The following is a 21,819-nucleotide window of genomic DNA, read 5'->3' as shown; positions in this document are numbered from 1 at the left end:
TTGATTTGTGGCTTTTTGCTATATGCAAATTAATTATAATTGATTTCGAAAAGCTTGTAATTCGGCTGATAAGATGACTTTTTGCTCATGTAGTTCAGCAATATTTTTGCATCCCAGTAAAAGCATTATTTTTGCTATCTGTTTTTTTAAGTCTTTGACCGTTCGATCTAATCCTTCATCACCTTGTTTGATCAAAGTATGCAAAAAGAAACCTGATATGCCGACATTATCTGCGCCCAAAGCTAAGCATTTTACAATATCCAAAGCGGTCCTGATCCCACCAGATGCGGTGATCGAGAAATCGTTGGAAAACTTTTGCGCTGCTAATAATGATTTAGCTGTTGAAAGGCCGACATTTTTTAAAAAAGAATATTCTTTTCTATGGCGACGTTCGTTTTCGATCTCTATAAAGTTAGTTCCACCATAACCAGCAACATCAATATACTGGACTCCGATTTTTTGCAACTTGGCTAGAGTTTTGGGGGATAAACCCATTCCAACTTCTTTAATGATCACGGGAACAGGGCTTTGACGGATCAAACCAGTTAATTGTTCCAGCCAATAAAATTCACGATCTCCTTCTGGCATGACTAATTCCTGAGCAGGATTTAAATGGATCTCAAGTGCTTGGGCTGCTGTCATTTCAATTGCTTTTAAGGCGTCTTCGATACTATGAGATGCGCCTAAGTTCGCAATTATAAAACCTGTCGGGTCATTTTCACGTACAACTTTAAAAGAGTGCACGGCTTCTTTATCATGCAAAGCGACACTTTGCGATCCAGTAGCTAATGCTAAATTATTGACTTGCGCGATTTTTGATAAACGACGGTTGATTTTTCCAGTTTCAGGACTTCCTCCGGTCATTGCGTTTATAAAAAAAGGAGCCGAAATATCTCTTCCGGCTAATTTGGTTGAAATGTCGATCTCCTCAAGAGACAGCTCAGGAAGACTATCCAAGAGCAATTGCACTTCGCCAAGATCATTCGAAGCACTTTCTTGGTACAGCTTTTCGGCGATGATGACATGTTCGTCTTTGCGATGTGCTTGAATATCCATGCTGGAACTCCTTTCAGTCTAATCGACTACGTAATGTACTTTTAAATTTAATGGTTCTATTCCTTCAGCCTGCCATTTATTGTAGACCTTTTGCGGATCGATAACTTTGTTTAGTGCTACGATCCCACAATCGCCGCCTCCGGCACCAGAGGACTTAGCCACACCGCCAAAAGATTCAGCAATTTTGATCAAGCGCTGTAACTTAGCTGTTTCAAGGTTTAAGTTACTGAATTGTGCCATTTTCTGCAAACTTTTATGATTTTGCTGTAAGCCTTCTTGAACCTCTTTGAGGGATCCGTGATGAAAACCGGCAATGATTTTTTGTAGACAAGCGTCACTTTCTTTTAAGAAAAGGTTGTATTTAGCTTTTTTCTCTGCCTTTTTTAGACCAACAACATCGACCAGTTGTGAAGTCGAGGCAGGTGAGCCAGTCCAACCAATTAAAAGATTAAGATCCGTTGGAGGATCTAAGAGTTCAATTTTTAACTGTGGCCATGTTAGCTTTACCAGTTCATTCAATGAATACTCTTTTCGTGCGAGAGTCAACCATTCTCTGTCAAATGAGTGATATGCGATATATCCGCCATAAACACTGGCCGCAATATCGCCTAGTGAGCCATTTCCTTGAACTTCGAAGTGGGCGATAGCCGCTAATTTAAATAGTCCATCCTTTGAAACTGGTAATTCATAAAAAGCACATAATGCTTTAACGGTTGCGACAGTTACAGCAGCCGAAGAACCTAGACCATATTTTTTGCCATCTAGACTGTCAAGTTCGCTGTCGATCTTTAGATGATAGCACTGCATTTTTTTGCCCAAAGTCTGAGCATATTGTTCGGTAATTTTAATTCCAGAAAGAATGTAGTGGAATGGATTATCGCGGTTATCAAATATCATTTGATTACCTTGTCTTTTCCAATACAGAGATTCTTCCTGGTATTGCCGCGAAATAATCGAACCATAGTCATGGCTTTCTTCGACCGACACATGGACGAATTGGTTTAATGCTACTAAAATCGCGGGATAACCGGTCTCAACGACGGCGTATTCACCCGCTAGGTAAAGTTTGCCGGGGGCTTTGACCTTAATCAAATAAATCAGACCCTTTCAGGAAATTATTTCTTAATTGTTTAATAATTCAACTCCAGGCCCAGGTGCTGCCACGAGCAGGTGGTCACTGGGAAAATAACGGTGCAACTGTTCTAATATAACATCAAGATCCTTGTTTTTACAAATGACTTTCACATTTGGACCAGCATCCATCGTGTAGTAACATTGTACACCTTGTGTTCTCATATCTTCTACAGCATTCATTGCTACCAGGCTTTGGGGTTCAAAGTAGTTAAAATGAGGCGAAGCACTCAAATTTAAAGCATGCATTTTCAAAGCATTGCTTTCAGCAATAGTGCCAAATGTTTCAAACGAGCCATTTTTCAGTGCTTTTTTAATATTCTTCAAGTCTTCGTTAGCTGTTTTGACCCACGAATGATAAAAGGGTGAGGTCTCTACCACAGTTTGCATACCTGAACGCGATGAAATCTTTTTGGGACGAGAATCGACGACGATCGCCACCATCCTAATGTCCCAGTCGTTCATTATTTTGACTGGGCGCGCATAAGAGCTTTGATCGTCGTTTCCGGCAACCCATTCAACAAAGTTGCCAAAGACTGAACGTGTGGCAGAACCGGACCCGCGACGTGCAATTCGTGACAGTTCAGTTTTGCTATATATTTTACCTGCGGCTGCAGTCGCTGCTAACGATAAGGCTGCATAGGCGGATGCGGAAGAAGCTAAGCCTGCCGCAGTAGGAACATGATTAGTTGATTTGATTTGTGCGTAGACGTTCAGTCCAGTGACTTGACGAATGAGGTTCATGAAAATTTTGATTTTAGGGTCAACTTTTTGTTTACCATTTAAAAAAAAGATATCTTCATGTAAATTAGGCAAATATTCAACAAAAGTATCTGTATAAAATTTATCCAAAGTCAATGATAGAGAGCTGTTCATTGGCAAAATCAAGTTTTGGTCTTTTTTGCCCCAATATTTGATCAACGCGATATTGGTATGTGCACGAGCAGCAGCTTGCAAATGTTGCATTATAAACCTCCAATTTCAGATGACAGTGGTTGGATCCAACTTTTTGTAACACCGTGCTTTTGTAAAACAGCTGCTAACTTTTCAGCAGTTGCCCGATTTTTGGTCAAATTGATGAAACAACCGCCACGACCACCGCCAGTTAATTTACTGCCAAGTGAGCCATTTTGTAAAGCAAGGTGGATCAGATCTTCCAAGTTTTGGCTGCTGACGCCGATCGCATTCAAATGCTTTTGCGCTGAATTTAAGGATCTGCCTAAGCCAAAAACGTCATTTTTTGCTAATTGTTCCCTGACCTCAATTGACAATTGACCTAAGTGGGCCAGGTGGGCCTTAGTTTTTTGCGGTTCATTAGTCAGATTGTTTTGCACGATCTTGATTGCTTTGCCCGTCTGCCCCTTGACCCCACTGTCGCAAATCAAAATGTAAGCATTCATGGTGATAGGTAATGGCACTAGCTCCTGGTCTCTGATCAGCCAGATCGGATTTTCACTGGCAGCAGTAGCAGCATCCAGCCCACTAGGATTTTTATGGGTGTCAGTTTCGGAGATGTTTGCTAGACGTAGTGTTTGGCTATGTGTTAACTTAAGGCCAAATGCATCATATAAGCAGCGAATGATGGAGATCGCGACCGCCGCCGAAGATCCCATGCCGCGTTCAGCAGGTAATTGACTTCTTATTTTCAAAATAAAACTGCTTTTTTCTTGATGTGCCTGTGCTAAGATATTTTTTAGCAAGTGTGATATTCCCAACATAGCGGGAGGCATCTCGTTAACAGGTCCATCAAAATACGAACTTTGTATAAGTTGTTGGTCATCATTTGTAAAAAACAATTTTGCTTCTGTTTGAATCGTTGTCAAAGGAAGAGCAATTGCCGGCTGTCCGTATACGACCGAATGTTCACCTATCAAAATTATTTTAGCGTGACTATGGCCGATACCGTCTGCTTTTTGTTTCATGGTTAATTAAACTTCCTCTCACTGTTATTTGTAGCAAATTTTTGGTCCTTTTCATTGGACTCCGTGATTAGATTTAATTGCTAAGCAACATAATTATACATTTTAGCACCAAATCAGACAATGAAAATTCTTAGTCGAATCGTATTTTCAAAAAAACAACTTATTCGAACAGCACGAATAAGTGTTTAGTGTAACTAGTAGAAGTGGACAAAAAGCGCCAATACTGGTAATATCAACGATTGTAATATACACTTTTGATTTGATCAATTTGTAGAAGTGGTGAAAAAATGAGTAGTCGAAAAACATATGCCGTGGTGGACCTTGAAACTACGGGAACTGCCATCAATGGGACTAATCGAATCATTCAATTTAGTTGTACTTTCGTACAGCATAAACGGATCGTTAACGAGTTTTCAACGCTGATCGATCCTAAACAACCGATCCCCCCAGAGATTTCGCAATTAACCAATATCAGTGATAAAGATGTCAAGAAGGCCCCAAGCTTTGAAGAAATGGCAGGGACCATTTATTCTTTGTTACAAAATACGACCTTTGTCGCACATAATATTGCCTTTGATTATAATTTTTTGAATAGTGAATTGGTACGTGTAGGTTATCCAGAGCTAGATCTTAAAGGGATCGACACAGTTCAATTAGCACAAATCGTTTTACCGACTTTACCATCGTATAGATTATCAGATGTCAGTCACTTTTTGTCTTTGACACATGAGCAACCGCATAATGCAGCAAGCGACGCGCGAACAACGGCAGCGCTTTTTATTAAACTCCGGGAACGGATCGCTGATTTTCCATTAACATTATTAGAAGAATTAAGTCTTAGAGGAAGGCAGTTAGAGTTAGATACTGTTGATTGCTTTAAAGAAGCGTATGAGCAAAAAAGTAAACAAGAAACTAAACTGCCCGCTGACTTAATGTCTGTTGCCGGGTTGATCATTCAAAGACCGATTTTTTCAAAAGACACTCTGGCTCCACTTGATTATCCATTTGAATTAGTCGAAAAAGAAAAGCTTTTTACAGGCCTGATCGATGTTCGTTTGCAACAAGTAAAAATGATGGATGAAACGTTTGAATTTTTTAACGGCTCAGATTTGGTACGGGTGATAGATGCACCAACAGGGGCTGGTAAGACATTAGGTTACTTGTTTCCCGCTGCTTATCAAACTGGACAGGGAAAGCAGGTAGTGATCAGCACTGCAACCAATGTCTTACAAACTCAACTCCAAGAAAATGCGTTTTCTCTTTTAAAAAAAATACTGCCATTTGGGTGCTCTGTAGTTTCTTTAAAGGGTAACTACCATTTCATCGACTTGGCTCGTTTTGCACAGTCTTTGAAACGCACGCAAAATTCTCACACAAATCTATTACAAATGAGGATCATGGTTTGGCTGATGGAAACAAAAACTGGTGATTTTGATGAGTTGCATTTGACTAAATTACAAGATCCATTGTTTAACGAGATCCACCATCGTGGCGTTGAAGAATTGGATAGCGACAACCCTTTTTATTCCGTCGATTTTCTGAGAAGAAAGAAACTGGCTGAAAAAAATGCTGATTTTGTTTTGACTAATCATGCGTATTTAAGCAGCCATATTGAGGAATTGAGTGGGCCAAACAGCTTATTAGTCGTTGATGAGGCACAGCACTTGGCACCAATGACAATTAAAAATAATAGGAAAACTTTAGATTTTGATGAGATCAAGATCTTAGCAGATTCACTACTTGTCAAAATTAGATCACATGAATCGTATTCCTTCATCGATCTTGTTGGGTCGGGTTTTATAACTAGCTCGGAGTTTAAACATTTGTTGCAAGTTATTAGGGTGATCGATTCGCGGGTACCTCAATTAAGAAATGATCTTGCTGCGACTTTTGTCGGTGGTAATGCTAGTCAAAGTGAGTACTATGAACAATTGTTGCGCCCCAAAAAAATACGTGGTTTTATCAAGGGACACTTAGCTGAGTTTGTAACAGTCGCTAGTGCTTATAGGAAATTAGTCCAGGTTGATCGTGAGCTATATAAGAAATTTATGACACAAAGTACGACATTGCACTTGAGCTCGGTTCAAAATAAATTGTTGAATGATTATTTCACACTAGCTCGCTCTTTGACTAAGGAGCTAAAAAATTGGAAATTATTCGATTTGGATCAGTTGGAAGAATTATTTGAGAGTCAAATAATCTGGTTGACTAAGTCCAATGTGAAAGGCGCTCACTTGCGGATCCATAGTGGTTTAATGGAGACCAAGAACTTTTTGAAAAATCATATTTATGAATCTTTTCAGCATACATTATTAACAGGAGCAGAGCTTTCATTACCAGAAATCAAAAACTTTATTCCAACTAATCTTGATCTACCTGCAAAGACACAGATCTCGCAGTATGATTCATCTTTTGATTATCGAAAGCAGGTCGCAGCTATGGTTGCTATGGATGCTCCTGATGTTGGGGTCGTCGATCAGCAAGAATACTGTAAATATCTGGCAGACACTATTTCTGAGATATGTAGTAAGGTACCACGACAGACTTTGATCTTGTTTAATTCGCTTCAGACAATTGCTGATGTTTATCAGTTGTTACAGCAAAAGGGGCTGACTAGGACCAAGAATGTTTTGGCTCAGGGAATCTCTGGTGGGGTAGAAAAAATTAAAAAACGCTTTTTAATGGATCATGAACATCAGGCTATTTTACTAGGGACCGGTAGTTTTTGGGAAGGTGTCGATTTGCCGCATGATGATCTGGAGTTGCTGGTCGTAACGCGCTTACCTTTCCAAGCAGTTGATTCAGTAATTAATCAGGCCAGGTACCACAAAGCAGAAAAACTAGGAGAAAATCCTTTTTCAACAATAGCTTTACCTGAAGCAGTGATCAAATTAAATCAGGGTTTTGGACGGTTGATCAGAACAAAGACAGATATTGGCGCGTTTGTTTTACTTGATCCACGGATCTTGACTAAAAAATATGGGGTCGTTTTTGAAAAATCATTTCCTGCAGGCGTTAAACTAGAAAGGCGAAAAACAGCCGAACTAGGTGATAATTTACAAAATTTTTTTAAAAACATTTAGCTCAATCTTTAAAGAAGATCGCAGGATTGGTATAATTGATTAGTGTCTGATAAGATTTTTAATGTGTGAGCAAGGAATAGGGTAAAAAATGAGAAAAAATAATGGATCAAAAAACAAAATCATTTGGTCAATTTTGATAGCATTGTTGTTATTGATATTTGTCTTTTTTCGTGGTGCGATGAGGCCATATGAGTCAAACGAGCAAAAAGCAGCTCTGCTAGCTGAAAAATATGCCCACATTACAAAGAAAACGAACTACTTTGAATTTCAACGTGAAGGAAGAAGCTATCGTACCGTTGAAGGTAACAATAAGCAAGGCGAGAGGCTCTATGCGATCATTTCTGGCAATAATAAACGGATCAATGTCTATGCAGCTAACAAGGGGATCTCGGCCAAACAGGCACGTGCTTTGATAGTTTCAAACAGAAAACCTAAGAAGGTCTTAAACGTTGCTTTAGGAATGGATTCGGCCAAAAAACATCCAGTCTGGGAAGTAACTTACTTGAATCAAAAAGGAAACCTTTGTTATTCACTGTTAACTTTTAAAAACGGAGCAGTGATCAAGGAAATACAAAACTTATAATAAAAGGGGGTTATCAAATGAAATTATCGCAACGCGTCCAAAATTTACAGCCTTCTGCAACGATCGCTTTGTCTGATCAGGCTAAGCAATTAGCTGCTTCGGGGGTCGATGTGATCAATTTGACAGCTGGGGAGCCCGATTTTTCGACACCACAGACTATTAGGGACAAAGCAATTTCTGCGATCCAACATGGAAAAGTTGATTCTTATACAGCTGCCAGTGGGATCTTGCCCTTAAAAAAGGCGATCGCAGCTAAAATTAATCAGCAATACCAAACTGATTTCTCAGCCGCTAATGTTTCAGTGACCACAGGTGCTAAATTTGCTTTATATTTATTAGGTCAAGCATTATTAGATCCTGGCGATGAGGTACTTATTCCCGTGCCTTTTTGGGTCAGTTACGGTGAACAGGTCAAACTTGCAGGTGGCAAACCAGTCTTTGTATATCCAACTGCTAAGTCAGGTAAAGTTGGTGTAAATGACTTAGAAAAACAATTAACTGCTCACAGCAAAGTGCTGATCATAAACTCGCCACAAAATCCTGCTGGTCTAGTTTATTCTAGAGATGAGTTATTGAGAATTGCCCAATGGGCTGCTGATAATGATCTAACTTTGATCACTGACGATATTTATCGTGATTTGGTTTACGACCAGACTGAATTTCATTCTGCTTTTGAATTTGACGGCCGTATCAGAGAACATACTGTCTTGGTCAGCGGGTTCTCTAAGTCATATGCGATGACTGGTTGGCGTGTCGGTTTCATTGCTGGTCCTATTCCGCTGATTTCAAAAATCAATGCTCTGCTTGGCCAAACGACAAGCAATTTAACAGCAGTCAGTCAGTATGCTGCACTAGCGGCGATTGAATTATCGGAAAGCGAGATAGAAAAAATGCGCTTGACCTATGAGGAGCGTTTGAATCGTTTCTATCCTAAATTGATGGAAATTCCTGGGTTTTCATTTCCTGTTAAACCACAGGGGGCATTTTATTTCTTTCCAGATATTACTGAAGCTTTGAAACTGACAGGGATAACGTCAACGACGGAGTTTACTAAGCAGTTGTTGGATGAAGTCCATGTCGCTTTGGTACCAGGAGAAGCATTTGGACAATCGGGGTTTGTTCGTTTAACTTATGCTGCCAGTGATGATAGCTTGGAAGAAAGTATTCACAGGATCAAGAAGTTTATGAAATTACATATGTAGGAGGAAAATTCGTGGAAACTATTAGTATTATTGACTCAAAAAATCATGTTGATCAGAAAGTTAAAATCGGTGTCTGGTTGACAAATAAACGTTCGAGCGGAAAGATCGCTTTTTTACAATTACGTGATGGCTCAGCTTATTTTCAGGGAGTAGTTGTCAAAAACAATGTTGAACCTGAAGTGTTCGAATTAGCTAAGGAAGTAAAACAAGAGACTAGCATGTACGTTGTTGGAACGATACATGAGGATTCTCGCTCTCATTTTGGTTATGAAATTGAGATCGAAGATATTACTGTTGTAGGTGAAAGTGAAGATTATCCGATCACCCCTAAAGAACATGGGACTGATTTTTTGATGGATCATCGTCATCTCTGGTTACGTTCCAAGAAACAATTTGCAAACATGCAAGTTCGTAATGAAATTACACGGGCGACCTTCGAATTTTTCAATCAGGAAGGTTTCATCAAATTTGATGCACCGATTTTAACTGGCAGCGCACCGGAGGGAACGACTGAACTCTTTCATACTGAATATTTTGACAAAGATGCCTATCTTTCTCAATCAGGGCAGCTTTATGCAGAAGCTGGGGCAATGGCTTATGGTAAAGTGTTTACTTTTGGTCCGACTTTCCGTGCTGAAAAGTCCAAAACACGGCGTCATTTGATCGAGTTTTGGATGATCGAGCCGGAAATGGCATTTATGTATCAAGAAGAAAGTTTAGAATTACAGGAGCGTTACATTGCTTATTTGGTACAAAGTGTTTTAGATCACTGTGATTATGCTTTGACACTTCTGGGTCGGGATAAAGGATTATTGAAAAATTATACTAAGTTGCCTTATCCTCGTATTTCTTATGATGAAGCTGTTAAATTGTTACAAGATTCCGGTGAATTTGATGGATTAGAATGGGGCGCTGATTTTGGTTCTCCAGAAGAAACTTACCTGGCCAATCATTTTAACCAACCGGTGTTTGTTGTTAATTATCCTAAGGCTATTAAGCCGTTTTATATGAAGCCGCATCCTACACGGGAAGACTTGGTAGTTTGTGCTGATTTGTTAGCTCCTGAAGGTTATGGAGAAATTATCGGTGGTTCAGAGCGTGCAACAGATGCCGCTTACTTGGAAGCTCAAATTAAAAAGGCTGGTCTAAATGAAAAAGACTATCAGTGGTACTTAGACTTGCGTAGATACGGCAGTGTACCTCATTCAGGTTTTGGTTTGGGGCTAGAAAGAATGGTTACTTGGATCACTGGAGAAGAACATATTCGTGAAGCTATTCCATTCCCACGAATGCTTAACCGGATCTACCCGTAAAATATTAATTTAATTAGGAATGGTACCATGATATGATTATGGTTATCATTCTTTTTTGTTTTTGTACTAGCTGAAATTTAGGTGATAAAGAGGATATAATAGAACTGATAATGAAGACGGAAGGAGGACACGATCTTGGACCCAACATTTGCAAAATTTATCGAGCAAGGACAGCTTAGTGTGTCTAATATGGTCTTGCATAAATACTCTCAACTTGGTTTAACTAATGAGGAATTTATCTTGTTTTTACAGATCTCCAGTTGTCTACAAGCAGGTAAAGACTTTCCTGACCTTGAACTGATTGCTGCTCGAATGGGTGTTAAAAACACGGAAGTTTATGATCTTGTTCATCAACTGCTAGCCAAAAAGATGTTAACGATCGTGCCTGTCAGTGATGTTGACGGAAAGAAACATGATCGTTATAGTTTTGAATTACTATATCGTAAATTAACAGCTTTAACAGAAAATGATGAAAAAAAAGAGGTTGACCAAAGTTCTTTGTTGGCAACTGAACAAGTTTATAATTCGATCGAAGAAGAGTTTGGACATCCGTTATCTCCGATCGAAATGGAAACTATCGATTCGTGGCTGAAGGAAGATCATTATGCGCCTGAGTTGATCAATGCTGCTTTACGCGAGGCAGTATTAAGTCGTGCATATAGTTTGAAGTATATGGATAAGATATTGCTGAACTGGGAAAAACAAAACATTAAATCAGCTGCTGATGTGGAAAACTTACAAACAAACCGGCGCAAAAGTTTTACTGGTCGAACTAATGAAACAAAGAAAAAGGGAAATAATAGCAAACCTCATATCCCGTTATATCGTTGGTCAGACAAGCCTGATCCTAAGAAAAAATAATTTTTAACAATAATAGAGGTCAAAATATGTTGAATAAATCTCAAACAGTTGCAGCAATAGAAACGATGATGACTGAATTTCCAGACGTAAAATCTGAATTAAAAGCTGATTCTGACTTTCACTTTTTATTGGCAGTGATCTTAAGCGCACAAGCGACAGATAAATCAGTTAATTCAGCGACACCGGCTTTATTTCGGCGTTTTCCCCAGCCCGAAGATCTTGCTGTGGCAGACGTCAAGGAGGTGGAACAATATATTAAAAATATTGGTTTGTATAAGAACAAAGCGAAGTACTTAGTTGCCTGTTCTCGTTCTTTAATGGAAAATTACCACTCACAAGTCCCGCAAACCATGAAAGAGCTGACTTCCTTGGCCGGTGTTGGCCGTAAAACTGCTGATGTAGTCTTGGCTGATTGTTTTAATATTCCGACGATTGCTGTGGATACTCATGTTGCAAGGATTTGCAAGAGACTAAGGATCGTTTCTCAAAAAGATACTCCTGCCCAAATCGAACAGATCTTGATGAAAAAACTACCACGCTCAATGTGGATCCGCGCTCATCATACGTTGATCTTTTGGGGACGTTATCGGTGTCAAGCACGCAAGCCGTTGTGTGAAACTTGCCCCTTGTTTTCGGTGTGTCAGGAAGGACAAAATCGTTTGAAACAGGATATTAACTAGGACCTAAATTAAACAAATAAAAACCACGAATTCTTACATGCGAATTCGTGGTTTTTATTTGTTTTAAGCTATTATTGATCTTTTGGCGAGCCTTCTTCATCTTTGGGCTTGCTAGGCTGGCTGCTGCTTTGAGTGCTAGTGCTCGAAGATGGCGTCTGTGAAGGAGACTCAGAGCCTTCGGATGAAGAAGGCTGTTCCTCACTACTTGAGCTTGATTCTTCTGAGCTGTTTGAGCTGCTTTGTTCTGAAGAACTTGAACTTGAAGATGAGCTGCTTTCCTCAGAAGAAGTAGATTTGCTTGAGCTGCTGCTATCCTCGCTGTTTTCTTTGACAATGTCTTGATCAGGTGAACCTGCCAGATAAAGCTCACGGACACCGTTGACTTCTTTAGTTAAAACATTACTCGGTCGTGACCAATCTGAATTGGTTTTTCCCTGAGAAATGTAAGACATGATAGCTTTATAAACTAACTGGGATATTCGCTCAGAAGCTGTATCCAGGTAGTTGTTATCTTGATATGGATGGTCATAGCCGGTCCAGACTGAGACTGAGTAATTTTTAGTATATCCGTTGAACCATGAATCCATCGACACGTCGTCTGGAAACTTATCAGCAATATCATCTGGGTATGCATTTGTACCTGTCTTACCAGCCTGATACAGACCAGGGATCTGTGCGCGTGTACCAGAACCCATTGGAGAAGTGATAACACCTTTTAAGACATCAGTGATCATATAAGCAGTTGAAGACTGCATAACATGTTTACCTTTATTAGAATAATCGTTGACCTGGCCATCTGCAGTTTCGATGCGATTGATATAGGATGGCTTGTAATATGTCCCACCGTTTGCAAATGCTGAATAAGCAGCCGCATTTTGCAAAGTTGAAGACGGCAAACCGATCCCATTTTGATATTCTAATTGTTTCTTATAATGAAAACCTAACTTACCAATAAAGTTTTGAGCTTTATTGATCCCCACAGCTGCTAAAGTCTTGATCGCAGGAACGTTTCTTGATTGCACTAAAGCCTCACGCAATGTCATTGTGCCCTTATATTGGTTGTCAAAATCATTCAACTGTGTGTTAGTGCCTGGATAAGTGTATTTTTCATCTTTTAGTGAATGATAAGTTGCCCAGTTCAAATATTCGAACGCAGGGGCATAGTCCATCAAAGGCTTAGCTGTCGAACCGTTAGTTCGATCGGTTTGTACAGCACGGTTCAAACCATACGTAACATTGCCTGTTTTTCTTCCGCCCAACATCGCTACAACTTTGCCGTTATTTGGATTGATGATCGTTGAAGCAACCTGAACCTTATTATCAGGGAAATAGACGTAATTGTCGCCATTTGCAATATTATAGAGCCTCTTTTGGATCCGCATATCAATATTGGTATATATCTTCAGATTGGAAGCGTAAGGATCATATCCCTTTTTTTTGACCTCAGTAATAACTTGCTTAATATATGGATCAGCAATTTTGGCTTTTTCATTTTTTTGTTCATTTTGATGATAGGGAAGCAAACCATCACTGATACTTTGGCTTTGTGCAGCGTCATGCTGAGCTTGTGAGATCTTTTTATTATTTAACATAGCGTCTAAAACTTCATTTCGTCTTGCTAAGGCTAATTTAGGATTAGAGTATGGATTATATTGTGATGGAGCATTCGGGATACCTGCAATCAAAGCGGTTTGCGCCAAGTCTAGATTTTTGACTGATTTGCCGTAGTAGAATTTAGCGGCCGTTTGCATACCGTATGAGCTATAACCCATAAAAACCTTGTTAATGTAAAAAGTTAAAATTTGGTTTTTAGAATAGGTTTTATCCAATTTCCGTGCCAACCAAGCTTCCTGTGCTTTTCTTTTTAACGTTTGATCTGACTTCTTAGTTGAGAAAAATGATAATTTAATTAATTGCTGGTCTAAAGTACTACCACCTTGAAGGCCGGAAGATGAATGGAAAACGTTTGAAAAAGCGGCACCGATCGTTCGTTTAATATCAACTCCTTGATGTTTATAAAAACGCCGGTCTTCGATAGAGATCACGGCATCTTTTAATTGCTGCGGAACTTCGTTTTGCTTTAAAGCTTCAGCATTTTGCGAACCAAGGTCTAAGATCTTATGATCTGAGGAATCGTAAATCTTAGTAGCGCCCGGGTTTTTGAGATTGGACTCATTTAAAGCAGGGGCACTTCTAGCATAAGAAAAGAACAAAGTCGCGCCGCCAGCAATGGCCACGACCAATAACAATACTAGGGACCAAAAAATCTTGGAAAAAACATGACTCTTTTTACGCGGATGTTTTGGTCGTTTATTTTTTTGTTCTTGTTCACGACGATCAACGCGTGAATATTTTGAATCTTGCTTACTCATGATGGACATAAACTCCTTTATTACGGCATTTTTAATTTATTGATCAACTGGTCAACGCCCTTGAGATAAGGAATTCGCGGGTTGATGTGATAATTGATCAAATAGCTTTCCTGTTTGATTTGCTCATATGGAATAGATTTTCTGCCCTTTTCTCGACCATCCCAATAGTGGAATAGTAAGTGTGAAGGCATTAAGTAGGTCTCCTGCCGGACCACAAACTTGACAATCGTAAAACATATTCCCTGTTGTTTTTCACATGCTTTCATATGTTTGATTTGATGGTCATGGAAATTATTGAGCGGGAAAGATGAACGATTGCGAGTTTCTTTTGCTTCAAAGTCGATGTAATGCCCCCGATAGACGCCATTGTAATCTGTTGTGGAAGCTTGTTTAAAATAAGCTTCTTTGATCACAGCCGCACTTCTTTTAGGGTAGCAGACATCAACGATTTGAATTGGGATTGGTTTTTTGTGGATCACAGCTATTCCGGATTCCAAATAATATTTGTTACTGAGATTGATCTCTTGTTCAAGCGACATACCACGATTGCCATAGATGATATTGTCATGTGCAGGAGCAGTGTTAAAGCTTGATTTGTGATCTGCAGTAAATTGTTCCTGAAAGGGAACTCCATTTGGATAGTGTTTGATCATTTTTCTCACACTCCTATGCGCTTAATTATAACAACTCAACTTACTAATGGCAAAGTTTGAAAAAAACCTTTCAGCAGAATATACTAATTTAAAGACTAAAAGTATAAGAGTGTTCATATTAGAAGCAGTAGAACGGGTTTATGAAGTCGTGCTATGTAAAAATCGTTTAAACACCACATATTATAGTAGAATAGTTTAATTTGATAATTTTGAGAGGCGGAAAGTATGCGGTTATGGGTCACGGGTTATCGCAGCTATGAGTTGAATGTATTTAATGACAAGGACCCAAAAAAAGATGTGATCAAAGCGGTCTTAAAAAGTAACTTAAAAACAAGGGCCGATAATGGATTAAGCTGGATAATAACTGGAGGACAATTGGGAGTCGAACAGTGGGCAGTTGAAACAGCCCTAGAATTGAAAAAAGAATATGCAGATTTAAAAGTCGCTCTTATGCTGCCATTTGCCGATTTTGGTCAAAATTGGCAGGAAAATAAGCAGCAGTACTTGTTAAAACTAAAGCAGGCTGTTGATTTTTCTGCATCAGTCAGTAAACAACCGTATCGTTCGCCACAGCAATTGAAAAACTACCAAAAATTTATGTTGGGGCACACAGATGGCGCATTGCTGGTTTATGATCCGGATTACCCAGGCAAAAATAAATTCGACTATCAAGCAATTAAACGACAACAAGAAAAAAGTGAATATGCTACTGAATTATTGGACATGTTCGACTTGCAGGATGCAGCTGCAGAGTTGGCTGAACAGCAAAAAGAACGAAATGATGATGGTGAATGATCAGGGTCATTTGAATAGTTTGTTTTTAAAATTTCTAGGACAAAATTAGATGAATGTAAAAATAACTTGAAATTTCAGGATTAACTGATATAATAGTATTGTTATAATTTAAGTTCCTTTCTTGGATGAGGTGCAATGCAATGGAAAACATAAAACTAACGCCTAAAGATATTGTCAATAAGCATTTTAAGCCAAAGATGCGTGGTTATGATCCGGCAGATGTTGATGAATTCTTGGATGATGTTATTCAAGATTATGAGATGTATGCTAAGGAAAACCAACGTTTGCAGGCTGAAAATGATCGTTTGGTCAGTAAAGTTGATGAATTGACTAAACAGGTGGCAGTTGGTAAATCCGGACAAACATCGCGTCCTGCTTCTAATACGACAAACATGGATATTTTGAAACGTTTGTCCAACCTAGAGCGCCACGTGTTTGGTGCCCAACTTAACGATGATGATCAAAGCAATCAGTTTTAATAAAGAAGTGTAGTTTTCTGGTAATCGCGGTCTGCATTAAGCAGGCTGAGGAAAGTCCAAGCTTACACAAGCTGCGATGCTTGTAGTGTTCGTGCTTGCTGAAAAAATAAGGCAGGAGACCTGTTATTACAGGTTATGGCAGATAAAAGGGCTAAAATTTCGATCATGCCTGAGTAGTCTTGAAAAGTGCCACAGTGACGAAGCAAACAGGGAAACTTGTTTGATGGAACGCGGTAAACCCCACGAGTAGGTAACCCAAATTATGGTAGGGGCGCTTCATGACGGAAATGAACAAATCATGGGGGCGAGTGTTGATTCACTCGGAGATAGATGATTACCACCGATTTCGATTCCTGGATCGAATGACGTACGGAACGTGGCTTATAGAGGACTACATGACAGGGGTCGGGGTAATTTTTAATTATCCCGACTTTTTTAAGTGCGCCCGGCATGGGCAGTAACTAGGCGGTGTAAGTCCGCTGTGAGCCGTAGTGGCCGGTATCACGAGTCGAAGACAAGGGTGTCTATCGTGAGGTAGAATCTGAAGGAAGTCCTAGACGAAACATCGAATCGATGAACAAGAAGTGGCTAAAAGGCTGGAAACGGTGGGATGAGATTGCTTAACAAATCGAAGTCCCTGACCACTCGAAACCGTCACAGTAAAGCCAACGGTTTGATGCGAAAGCTACTGCTCTTACCCGGGGAGGTCTGTCATGGTAGTTCTCTCAAGCTGGAAGTTATTTCTGGCAGGAACAGGCTCAATAGTAATGTTGAGTTGTCCATGACAGAAGTCAGCCGAGGCCATAGTAGCCAGTAATGGTGAAGGGCTGAACAACAATAATTTTGATTCATCCTGGAGGTGGAAACAATACGACAATCGCAGAAAACAGAAAATAAAGCTGACTACCTGCGGAGGGTAACCCTGGAAGGGTCAGAGCAAACAGGAGCGCGTAGCGTTGTTTCTGGTGAAAAGAGAACTCAAAATGGCTTATTACGTGAGAAGGTCTTAGACCGGAATAATTTAAATCGGGCCTTTGTCCATGTCAAGCGTAATAAAGGGGCTGGAGGAATTGACGGCATGTCCGTTGAGGAACTTGGCCCATACTTGAAAGAGAATAACGTAAAACTAATCGAGGCCTTGCGAACCGAAAGCTATGAACCCCAACCTGTCAAACGAGTTGAGATTCCTAAGCCAGATGGTTCGAAACGTCAGTTAGGAATCCCAACGGTCGTTGACCGTGTGGTTCAACAGGCGTTACAACAGCAACTGTCTCCTATTTTTGAAAAAGTATTCTCAGATAATAGTTATGGTTTTCGACCACACCGCAGTGCACAAAGTGCTGTGAAAAAGGTGGTTGCTTATTATAATCAGGGTTATCACTACGTGGTCGACCTTGATTTAAAGTCCTATTTTGACAATGTGAACCATGATTTACTAATTAAATTTGTTGAAAATTACATTAGTGAGCCATGGGTCTTGCATTTGATTCGTAAGTTCTTGACGAGTGGTGTTATGAATGGTCGATTTTTCGAGAAGTCCGCTAAAGGTACACCGCAAGGTGGCAATATTTCACCATTACTAGCAAATATTTATCTGAACGAGCTGGACAAAGAATTGACCAAAAGAGGACATAAATTTGTACGCTATGCGGATGACTGTAATATCTATGTTAAAAGTAAGCGTGCGGGTGAACGGGTTCTCAAAAGCATCACCCAGTTTTTAGAAAAGGAACTCAAAGTTGAAGTGAATGCAGAAAAGACGCAAGTCGGTTCTCCACTAAGACTGAAGTTTCTAGGTTTTTCTCTGGGTGTGGGACGCAATAGCGCCTACCCGCGTCCTCATCAAAAACCTAAACAGAGAATTAAACAGGAATTGACAAGAATCACCAAGAGAAGCCGAGGCGTCAGCCTTGATAGGATTCTGCATGAAATTAAGCAGAAAATGCAGGGCTGGATCCAATATTATTCCATTGGGAAGATGAAAACCTTTCTCCAACAACTAGACAAATGGTTGCGCTCGCGCATCCGCCAGTATATCTGGAAACAGTGGAAGAATATCGGAACCCGTTATAAAGCATTGATTAAACTAGGCTTGACACCCAAACAGGCGAAAATCTACGTCAATACTCGTAAGGGATACTGGCGCAACGCGCACAGTAAAACACTGTTGATGACCATAACTAATAAAAGACTGGCACAGCGTGGGCTAATAAATCTGTCCAAACTGTACCAGTCTATTCAAGCAAAAGCTTAAGTTGTTGAACCGCCGTATACGGTTCCGTACGTACGGTGGTGTGGGAGGTCGATAGTGTGAACTATCTCCTACCCGATTAGTAAATTTTAGGAGTATGAAGCATTTTGTGTTGATTTTAACGGCTTACTTCTTTTTGAATGAATATGGAGGTTCTTTAATAATGGAAGAATACAATTTGATCGCAACCTGTGCTTCGGGGATCGAAGCATTAGTTGGTAATGAGTTGCGTCATTTAGGATATGAAACACAGATCGAAAACGGTCGAGCCAGGTTTAAGGGTACGTTTGAAGATATCTTTTGGACCAACATGTGGTTACGAACTGCAGATCGAATCAAAATCGTTTTGGCGGAATTTGAAGCTAAAACTTTTGATGATCTTTTTGAACAAACAAAGGCGATCACCTGGGATCAATTCTTACCAATGGATGCTGAATTCCCGGTAAATGCCAAATCACAAAAGTCAACCTTGCATCATGTACCAAGCATTCAGTCGATCGTTAAAAAAGCAGTCGTTAAACAAATGTCAGCTGCTTACCACCGGCGCACTAAATTTCCTGAAAGTGGGGCTAAGTTTCAAATCGAAGCAGTCCTGAATAAGGATCATGTGATGTTGTTACTAGATACAACAGGCGATAGTTTGTTTAAGCGCGGTTACCGGGTCGAAAAAGGAGCAGCACCATTAAAAGAAAACATGGCTGCGGCTTTGATATTATTAGCTCGCTGGTATCCAGAAATGCCATTTGTTGATCCTGTCTGCGGTTCGGGTACTTTACCGATCGAAGCAGCATTGATCGGACGTAATATCGCTCCCGGGTCTTGGCGTAGTTTTGCCTGTGAGTCTTGGCCATTATTCCCCCAGGAGATTGCTGAAAAATTAAGAGTCAAAGCCAAAGCCGCTCAAAATAAAGAGCAGCAGTTAGGCATTCATGGTTACGATATCGACGAACAGATGATTTCGATCTCACGGTTAAATGCTAACAAAGCAGGTGTCTTGCATGATATTGAATTTAAGCAACTGGCCGTTAAGGATTTTAAAACCACAGCTAAAAATGGCGTGATAGTAGCAAACCCGCCATATGGAGTACGACTGAGTGACCAAAAAGAAGCCGCAAAACTCTATCAGCAAATGGGCGAGTTATATCGTCCACTGAAAACTTGGAGTAAGTATATATTATCCAGTGATTTGAATTTTGAAAAAGAATATGGGCAAAAAGCCACTAAGCGACGTAAACTTTATAATGGAGCTTTGAGGACAGATCTTTTTCAATATTGGGGGAAAAAAGACAGAAGTATCACTACTGAATAGCAGTTTTAAAAGGCAAGGTGAATTCAAAGGATGGACAAGAAATATTGTTATCAACCTGATGTTGCGACAAGCGTGATTTGTTGGTCATTTACGTTTATGATTTTTTTGTTAAGCATGTTATTATGGTTAGAAATCACTGTACTGCAGCCATGGACTATTGTTACTTTTATTATCTTTATTGTAGTTTTTGCGTTGCAGGTTGGTTCTCGACAAATAAAGTTAGGACCAGACAGATTATTGCTTAATAAAGTGATCAAAACTAATAACGAAAGTATTTCTTACGCAGATATTTCGGCTGTTGCAACAGCAGGACACAGACTGCTGGTTAAAACTAAGCACAATGAATATGAATTATTAATGAAAAAAAGCAATGTTCAAGAAGTTGCCCAACTGCTCAGAAATAAGATTGCTGTAGTGTAACTGAGAAAGAAACTATCGTCATCAAAAAGTGGAGGCTGGTTGTAATGAAAGATATTGAGATCGCACAACAGGCTGAGTTATGGCCAATAAATAAGGTTGCTCAAGATGCGGGGATCCCTTTGGAAAAAATTGAACCATATGGACACTTCAAAGCTAAGATCGCCCTGCCATTAAATGTTAAACGAGTGCCAAAGCGGTCAGGCAAGTTGATCTTGGTCACTGCTGTAAGTCCAACTCCAGCTGGTGAAGGTAAATCAACCATAACTATTGGCCTAGGAGATGCTTTGAAAGCTGCTGGTAAAAAAACAATGATCGCGTTGCGTGAACCATCAATGGGACCTGTAATGGGGGCCAAAGGAGGAGCTACTGGGGGAGGTTTTGCTCAAGTACTCCCGATGGAAGATATAAATTTGCATTTTACGGGAGATATGCATGCTTTAACTAGTGCTAATAATACCTTGGCAGCGTTGATAGATAACCACATTTACCAAGGAAATGAACTAAACATTGATCCACGACGTGTTGTCTGGAAGCGAGCTTTAGATATCAATGATCGAGCTTTAAGAAATATCGTGATCGGTCTTGGCGGTACTACTTCAGGGATCGTGCGCCAAGATGGTTTTGATATTACGGTGGCTTCAGAACTTATGGCAGTTTTGTGTTTGGCGACAGACATAGAGGATCTCAAAGAGCGGATCGCAAAGATCTTAGTCGGCTATACATATGACGGTCAGGCAGTTACAGTTGGGGACCTTCAAGTCCAAGGAGCGATCACAACTATTTTGAAAGATGCACTTAAACCAAATCTGGTCCAAACGCTTGAACATACACCGACTTTGGTCCATGGTGGACCGTTTGCTAATATTGCTCATGGTTGTAACAGTGTTTTGGCGACTAAAACGGCTTTGGAATTAGCTGATTACACGGTCACCGAAGCAGGTTTTGGTTCAGATCTGGGTGCAGAAAAATTTCTTGACATCAAGACTCCGGTTTTAGGGAAAATGCCTGATACTATAGTGATAGTGGCTACGGTACGTGCACTAAAAATGAATGGTGGACTCTCAAAAAATGAATTGAATGAAGAAAACATTGCAGCTTTAAAAGCAGGTTATAGTAATTTGGCTCGTCATATTCATTCTATGCAACGTTATGGTGTGCCAGTGGTGGTTGCGATCAACCGCTTTGTGACCGATACTGATCAAGAATTAGATTGTTTGCAAGAACTATGCCGTACGCAAGGAGTAGTTGCACAATTGGCTAATGTGTGGGAACAAGGGGGCGCAGGTGCACAAAAATTGGCACAGGCGGTTATTGCTAGTTGTGACGAGAAGAGTGAGTTTACGCCGTTATATTCACAGAAAATGACTTTGGCTGAAAAAATCACCACGATCGTTACTCAAATTTATGGCGGCAGTGATGTTGTTTATGCTCCAAAAGCCCGCAAGCAGTTAAAAGAGTTTGCAAAACACGGCTGGGATCAATTGCCGGTATGTATGGCAAAAACACAATATTCATTTAGTGATGACCCCAAGCTTTTAGGCGCACCTCAAGGTTTTTCGATCCATGTTCGTGAATTTGTGCCTAAATTGGGTGCAGGTTTTATCGTAGCCTTAACGGGGAACGTCTTAACAATGCCGGGTTTACCGGCTAAACCAGCTGCTGATCAAATAAATATCGATTATTTAGGGAAGATCTCAGGTCTCTTTTAG

General features: G+C 40.0%; 18 protein-coding genes and 1 other RNA gene. 13 read left to right on the top strand and 6 right to left on the bottom strand.

Annotated features, from left to right (window positions below; all coding sequences use genetic code 11):
* Positions 1-33: 33 nt before the first annotated feature.
* From fni to mvk, 4 genes are read right to left on the bottom strand one after another with little or no spacing between them, the layout of a single operon-like run.
* Positions 34-1,056, bottom strand: a complete 1,023-nt coding sequence (gene fni / locus BQ5903_RS06445; protein ID WP_010494294.1) for a type 2 isopentenyl-diphosphate Delta-isomerase — start codon at positions 1,054-1,056, stop codon at positions 34-36.
* An 18-nt stretch (positions 1,057-1,074) separates the two neighbouring features.
* A complete protein-coding gene (locus tag BQ5903_RS06440) occupies positions 1,075-2,148 on the bottom strand; it encodes a phosphomevalonate kinase (protein WP_010494292.1) in 1,074 nt (357 codons plus the stop codon).
* Between the two features lie 30 nt (positions 2,149-2,178).
* Positions 2,179-3,153: a diphosphomevalonate decarboxylase gene (gene mvaD / locus BQ5903_RS06435; RefSeq protein WP_079579194.1), complete on the bottom strand. Its 975-nt coding sequence runs from the start codon at positions 3,151-3,153 to the stop codon at positions 2,179-2,181.
* A complete protein-coding gene (gene mvk / locus BQ5903_RS06430) occupies positions 3,153-4,109 on the bottom strand; it encodes a mevalonate kinase (RefSeq protein WP_079579192.1) in 957 nt (318 codons plus the stop codon). The genes mvaD and mvk overlap by 1 nt, the downstream gene beginning before the upstream one ends.
* Before the next feature lie 287 nt (positions 4,110-4,396).
* Between mvk and BQ5903_RS06425 the strand changes: the two genes are divergently transcribed.
* The 6 genes from BQ5903_RS06425 to nth all read left to right on the top strand — a co-directional run bounded on the left by BQ5903_RS06425 (position 4,397) and on the right by nth (position 11,831).
* Entirely contained in the window at positions 4,397-7,192 is a 2,796-nt protein-coding gene (locus tag BQ5903_RS06425; protein ID WP_056971161.1) for a helicase C-terminal domain-containing protein, read from the top strand.
* A gap of 88 nt (positions 7,193-7,280) precedes the next feature.
* On the top strand, positions 7,281-7,775 hold the full coding sequence (locus BQ5903_RS06420) for a DUF5590 domain-containing protein (RefSeq protein WP_079579190.1): 495 nt from the start codon (positions 7,281-7,283) through the stop codon (positions 7,773-7,775).
* A 17-nt stretch (positions 7,776-7,792) separates the two neighbouring features.
* Positions 7,793-8,977 (top strand): pyridoxal phosphate-dependent aminotransferase, encoded by a 1,185-nt coding sequence (locus BQ5903_RS06415; RefSeq protein ID WP_079579188.1) that lies wholly within the window; start codon positions 7,793-7,795, stop codon positions 8,975-8,977.
* Between the two features lie 11 nt (positions 8,978-8,988).
* Positions 8,989-10,290, top strand: a complete 1,302-nt coding sequence (asnS, locus tag BQ5903_RS06410) for an asparagine--tRNA ligase (protein ID WP_079579186.1) — start codon at positions 8,989-8,991, stop codon at positions 10,288-10,290.
* A 135-nt stretch (positions 10,291-10,425) separates the two neighbouring features.
* Entirely contained in the window at positions 10,426-11,151 is a 726-nt protein-coding gene (locus BQ5903_RS06405) for a DnaD domain protein (RefSeq protein ID WP_010494271.1), read from the top strand.
* A gap of 26 nt (positions 11,152-11,177) precedes the next feature.
* On the top strand, positions 11,178-11,831 hold the full coding sequence (nth, locus tag BQ5903_RS06400) for an endonuclease III (RefSeq protein WP_010494269.1): 654 nt from the start codon (positions 11,178-11,180) through the stop codon (positions 11,829-11,831).
* Positions 11,832-11,902: 71 nt separating this feature from the next.
* Here nth and BQ5903_RS06395 read toward each other — a convergent pair whose 3' ends face one another.
* Both BQ5903_RS06395 and recU read right to left on the bottom strand, forming a co-directional pair.
* Positions 11,903-14,203: a transglycosylase domain-containing protein gene (locus BQ5903_RS06395; RefSeq protein ID WP_154022021.1), complete on the bottom strand. Its 2,301-nt coding sequence runs from the start codon at positions 14,201-14,203 to the stop codon at positions 11,903-11,905.
* A gap of 20 nt (positions 14,204-14,223) precedes the next feature.
* The gene (recU, locus tag BQ5903_RS06390) at positions 14,224-14,856 is read right to left on the bottom strand and encodes a Holliday junction resolvase RecU (RefSeq protein ID WP_010494260.1); all 633 of its coding nucleotides are present in this window, start codon (positions 14,854-14,856) and stop codon (positions 14,224-14,226) included.
* A 225-nt stretch (positions 14,857-15,081) separates the two neighbouring features.
* Between recU and BQ5903_RS06385 the strand changes: the two genes are divergently transcribed.
* The 7 genes from BQ5903_RS06385 (at position 15,082) to BQ5903_RS06355 (ending at position 21,819) form a co-directional block, all read left to right on the top strand.
* Positions 15,082-15,651: a DUF1273 domain-containing protein gene (locus tag BQ5903_RS06385; RefSeq protein WP_056971236.1), complete on the top strand. Its 570-nt coding sequence runs from the start codon at positions 15,082-15,084 to the stop codon at positions 15,649-15,651.
* 140 nt (positions 15,652-15,791) lie between these two features.
* Complete coding sequence (gene gpsB, locus BQ5903_RS06380; protein ID WP_010494256.1) at positions 15,792-16,130, top strand: cell division regulator GpsB; 339 nt, start codon at positions 15,792-15,794, stop codon at positions 16,128-16,130.
* A gap of 12 nt (positions 16,131-16,142) precedes the next feature.
* An RNA gene (rnpB, locus tag BQ5903_RS06375) (RNase P RNA component class B) lies at positions 16,143-16,519 on the top strand.
* A 479-nt stretch (positions 16,520-16,998) separates the two neighbouring features.
* Entirely contained in the window at positions 16,999-18,384 is a 1,386-nt protein-coding gene (gene ltrA, locus BQ5903_RS06370; protein WP_079579635.1) for a group II intron reverse transcriptase/maturase, read from the top strand.
* A gap of 160 nt (positions 18,385-18,544) precedes the next feature.
* Positions 18,545-19,690: a THUMP domain-containing class I SAM-dependent RNA methyltransferase gene (locus BQ5903_RS06365; protein WP_056988091.1), complete on the top strand. Its 1,146-nt coding sequence runs from the start codon at positions 18,545-18,547 to the stop codon at positions 19,688-19,690.
* A 30-nt stretch (positions 19,691-19,720) separates the two neighbouring features.
* On the top strand, positions 19,721-20,110 hold the full coding sequence (locus BQ5903_RS06360; protein WP_010494244.1) for an EbsA family protein: 390 nt from the start codon (positions 19,721-19,723) through the stop codon (positions 20,108-20,110).
* 44 nt (positions 20,111-20,154) lie between these two features.
* Positions 20,155-21,819 carry a formate--tetrahydrofolate ligase gene (locus BQ5903_RS06355; RefSeq protein ID WP_079579183.1) on the top strand — a complete coding sequence of 555 codons (1,665 nt, stop codon included), beginning with the start codon at positions 20,155-20,157 and terminating at the stop codon, positions 21,817-21,819.

The sequence above is a fragment of the Ligilactobacillus acidipiscis genome, from assembly GCF_900116935.1.
Lineage (GTDB): Bacteria > Bacillota > Bacilli > Lactobacillales > Lactobacillaceae > Ligilactobacillus > Ligilactobacillus acidipiscis.
Note: the sequence above shows the minus strand (reverse complement) of the source record. Positions and strands in the feature narration are given on the sequence as shown.

Bases quoted from the DNA above. Each gene is read 5' to 3' on its own strand.
- fni (WP_010494294.1), bottom strand. From the start codon at position 1,056: ATGGATATTCAAGCACATCGCAAAGACGAACATGTCATCATCGCCGAA.
- mvaD (WP_079579194.1), bottom strand. From the start codon at position 3,153: ATGCAACATTTGCAAGCTGCTGCTCGTGCACATACCAATATCGCGTTG.
- mvk (WP_079579192.1), bottom strand. From the start codon at position 4,109: ATGAAACAAAAAGCAGACGGTATCGGCCATAGTCACGCTAAAATAATT.
- BQ5903_RS06425 (WP_056971161.1), top strand. From the start codon at position 4,397: ATGAGTAGTCGAAAAACATATGCCGTGGTGGACCTTGAAACTACGGGA.
- BQ5903_RS06420 (WP_079579190.1), top strand. From the start codon at position 7,281: ATGAGAAAAAATAATGGATCAAAAAACAAAATCATTTGGTCAATTTTG.
- BQ5903_RS06415 (WP_079579188.1), top strand. From the start codon at position 7,793: ATGAAATTATCGCAACGCGTCCAAAATTTACAGCCTTCTGCAACGATC.
- nth (WP_010494269.1), top strand. From the start codon at position 11,178: ATGTTGAATAAATCTCAAACAGTTGCAGCAATAGAAACGATGATGACT.
- BQ5903_RS06395 (WP_154022021.1), bottom strand. From the start codon at position 14,203: ATGAGTAAGCAAGATTCAAAATATTCACGCGTTGATCGTCGTGAACAA.
- recU (WP_010494260.1), bottom strand. From the start codon at position 14,856: ATGATCAAACACTATCCAAATGGAGTTCCCTTTCAGGAACAATTTACT.
- BQ5903_RS06385 (WP_056971236.1), top strand. From the start codon at position 15,082: ATGCGGTTATGGGTCACGGGTTATCGCAGCTATGAGTTGAATGTATTT.
- gpsB (WP_010494256.1), top strand. From the start codon at position 15,792: ATGGAAAACATAAAACTAACGCCTAAAGATATTGTCAATAAGCATTTT.
- BQ5903_RS06365 (WP_056988091.1), top strand. From the start codon at position 18,545: ATGGAAGAATACAATTTGATCGCAACCTGTGCTTCGGGGATCGAAGCA.
- BQ5903_RS06360 (WP_010494244.1), top strand. From the start codon at position 19,721: ATGGACAAGAAATATTGTTATCAACCTGATGTTGCGACAAGCGTGATT.
- BQ5903_RS06355 (WP_079579183.1), top strand. From the start codon at position 20,155: ATGAAAGATATTGAGATCGCACAACAGGCTGAGTTATGGCCAATAAAT.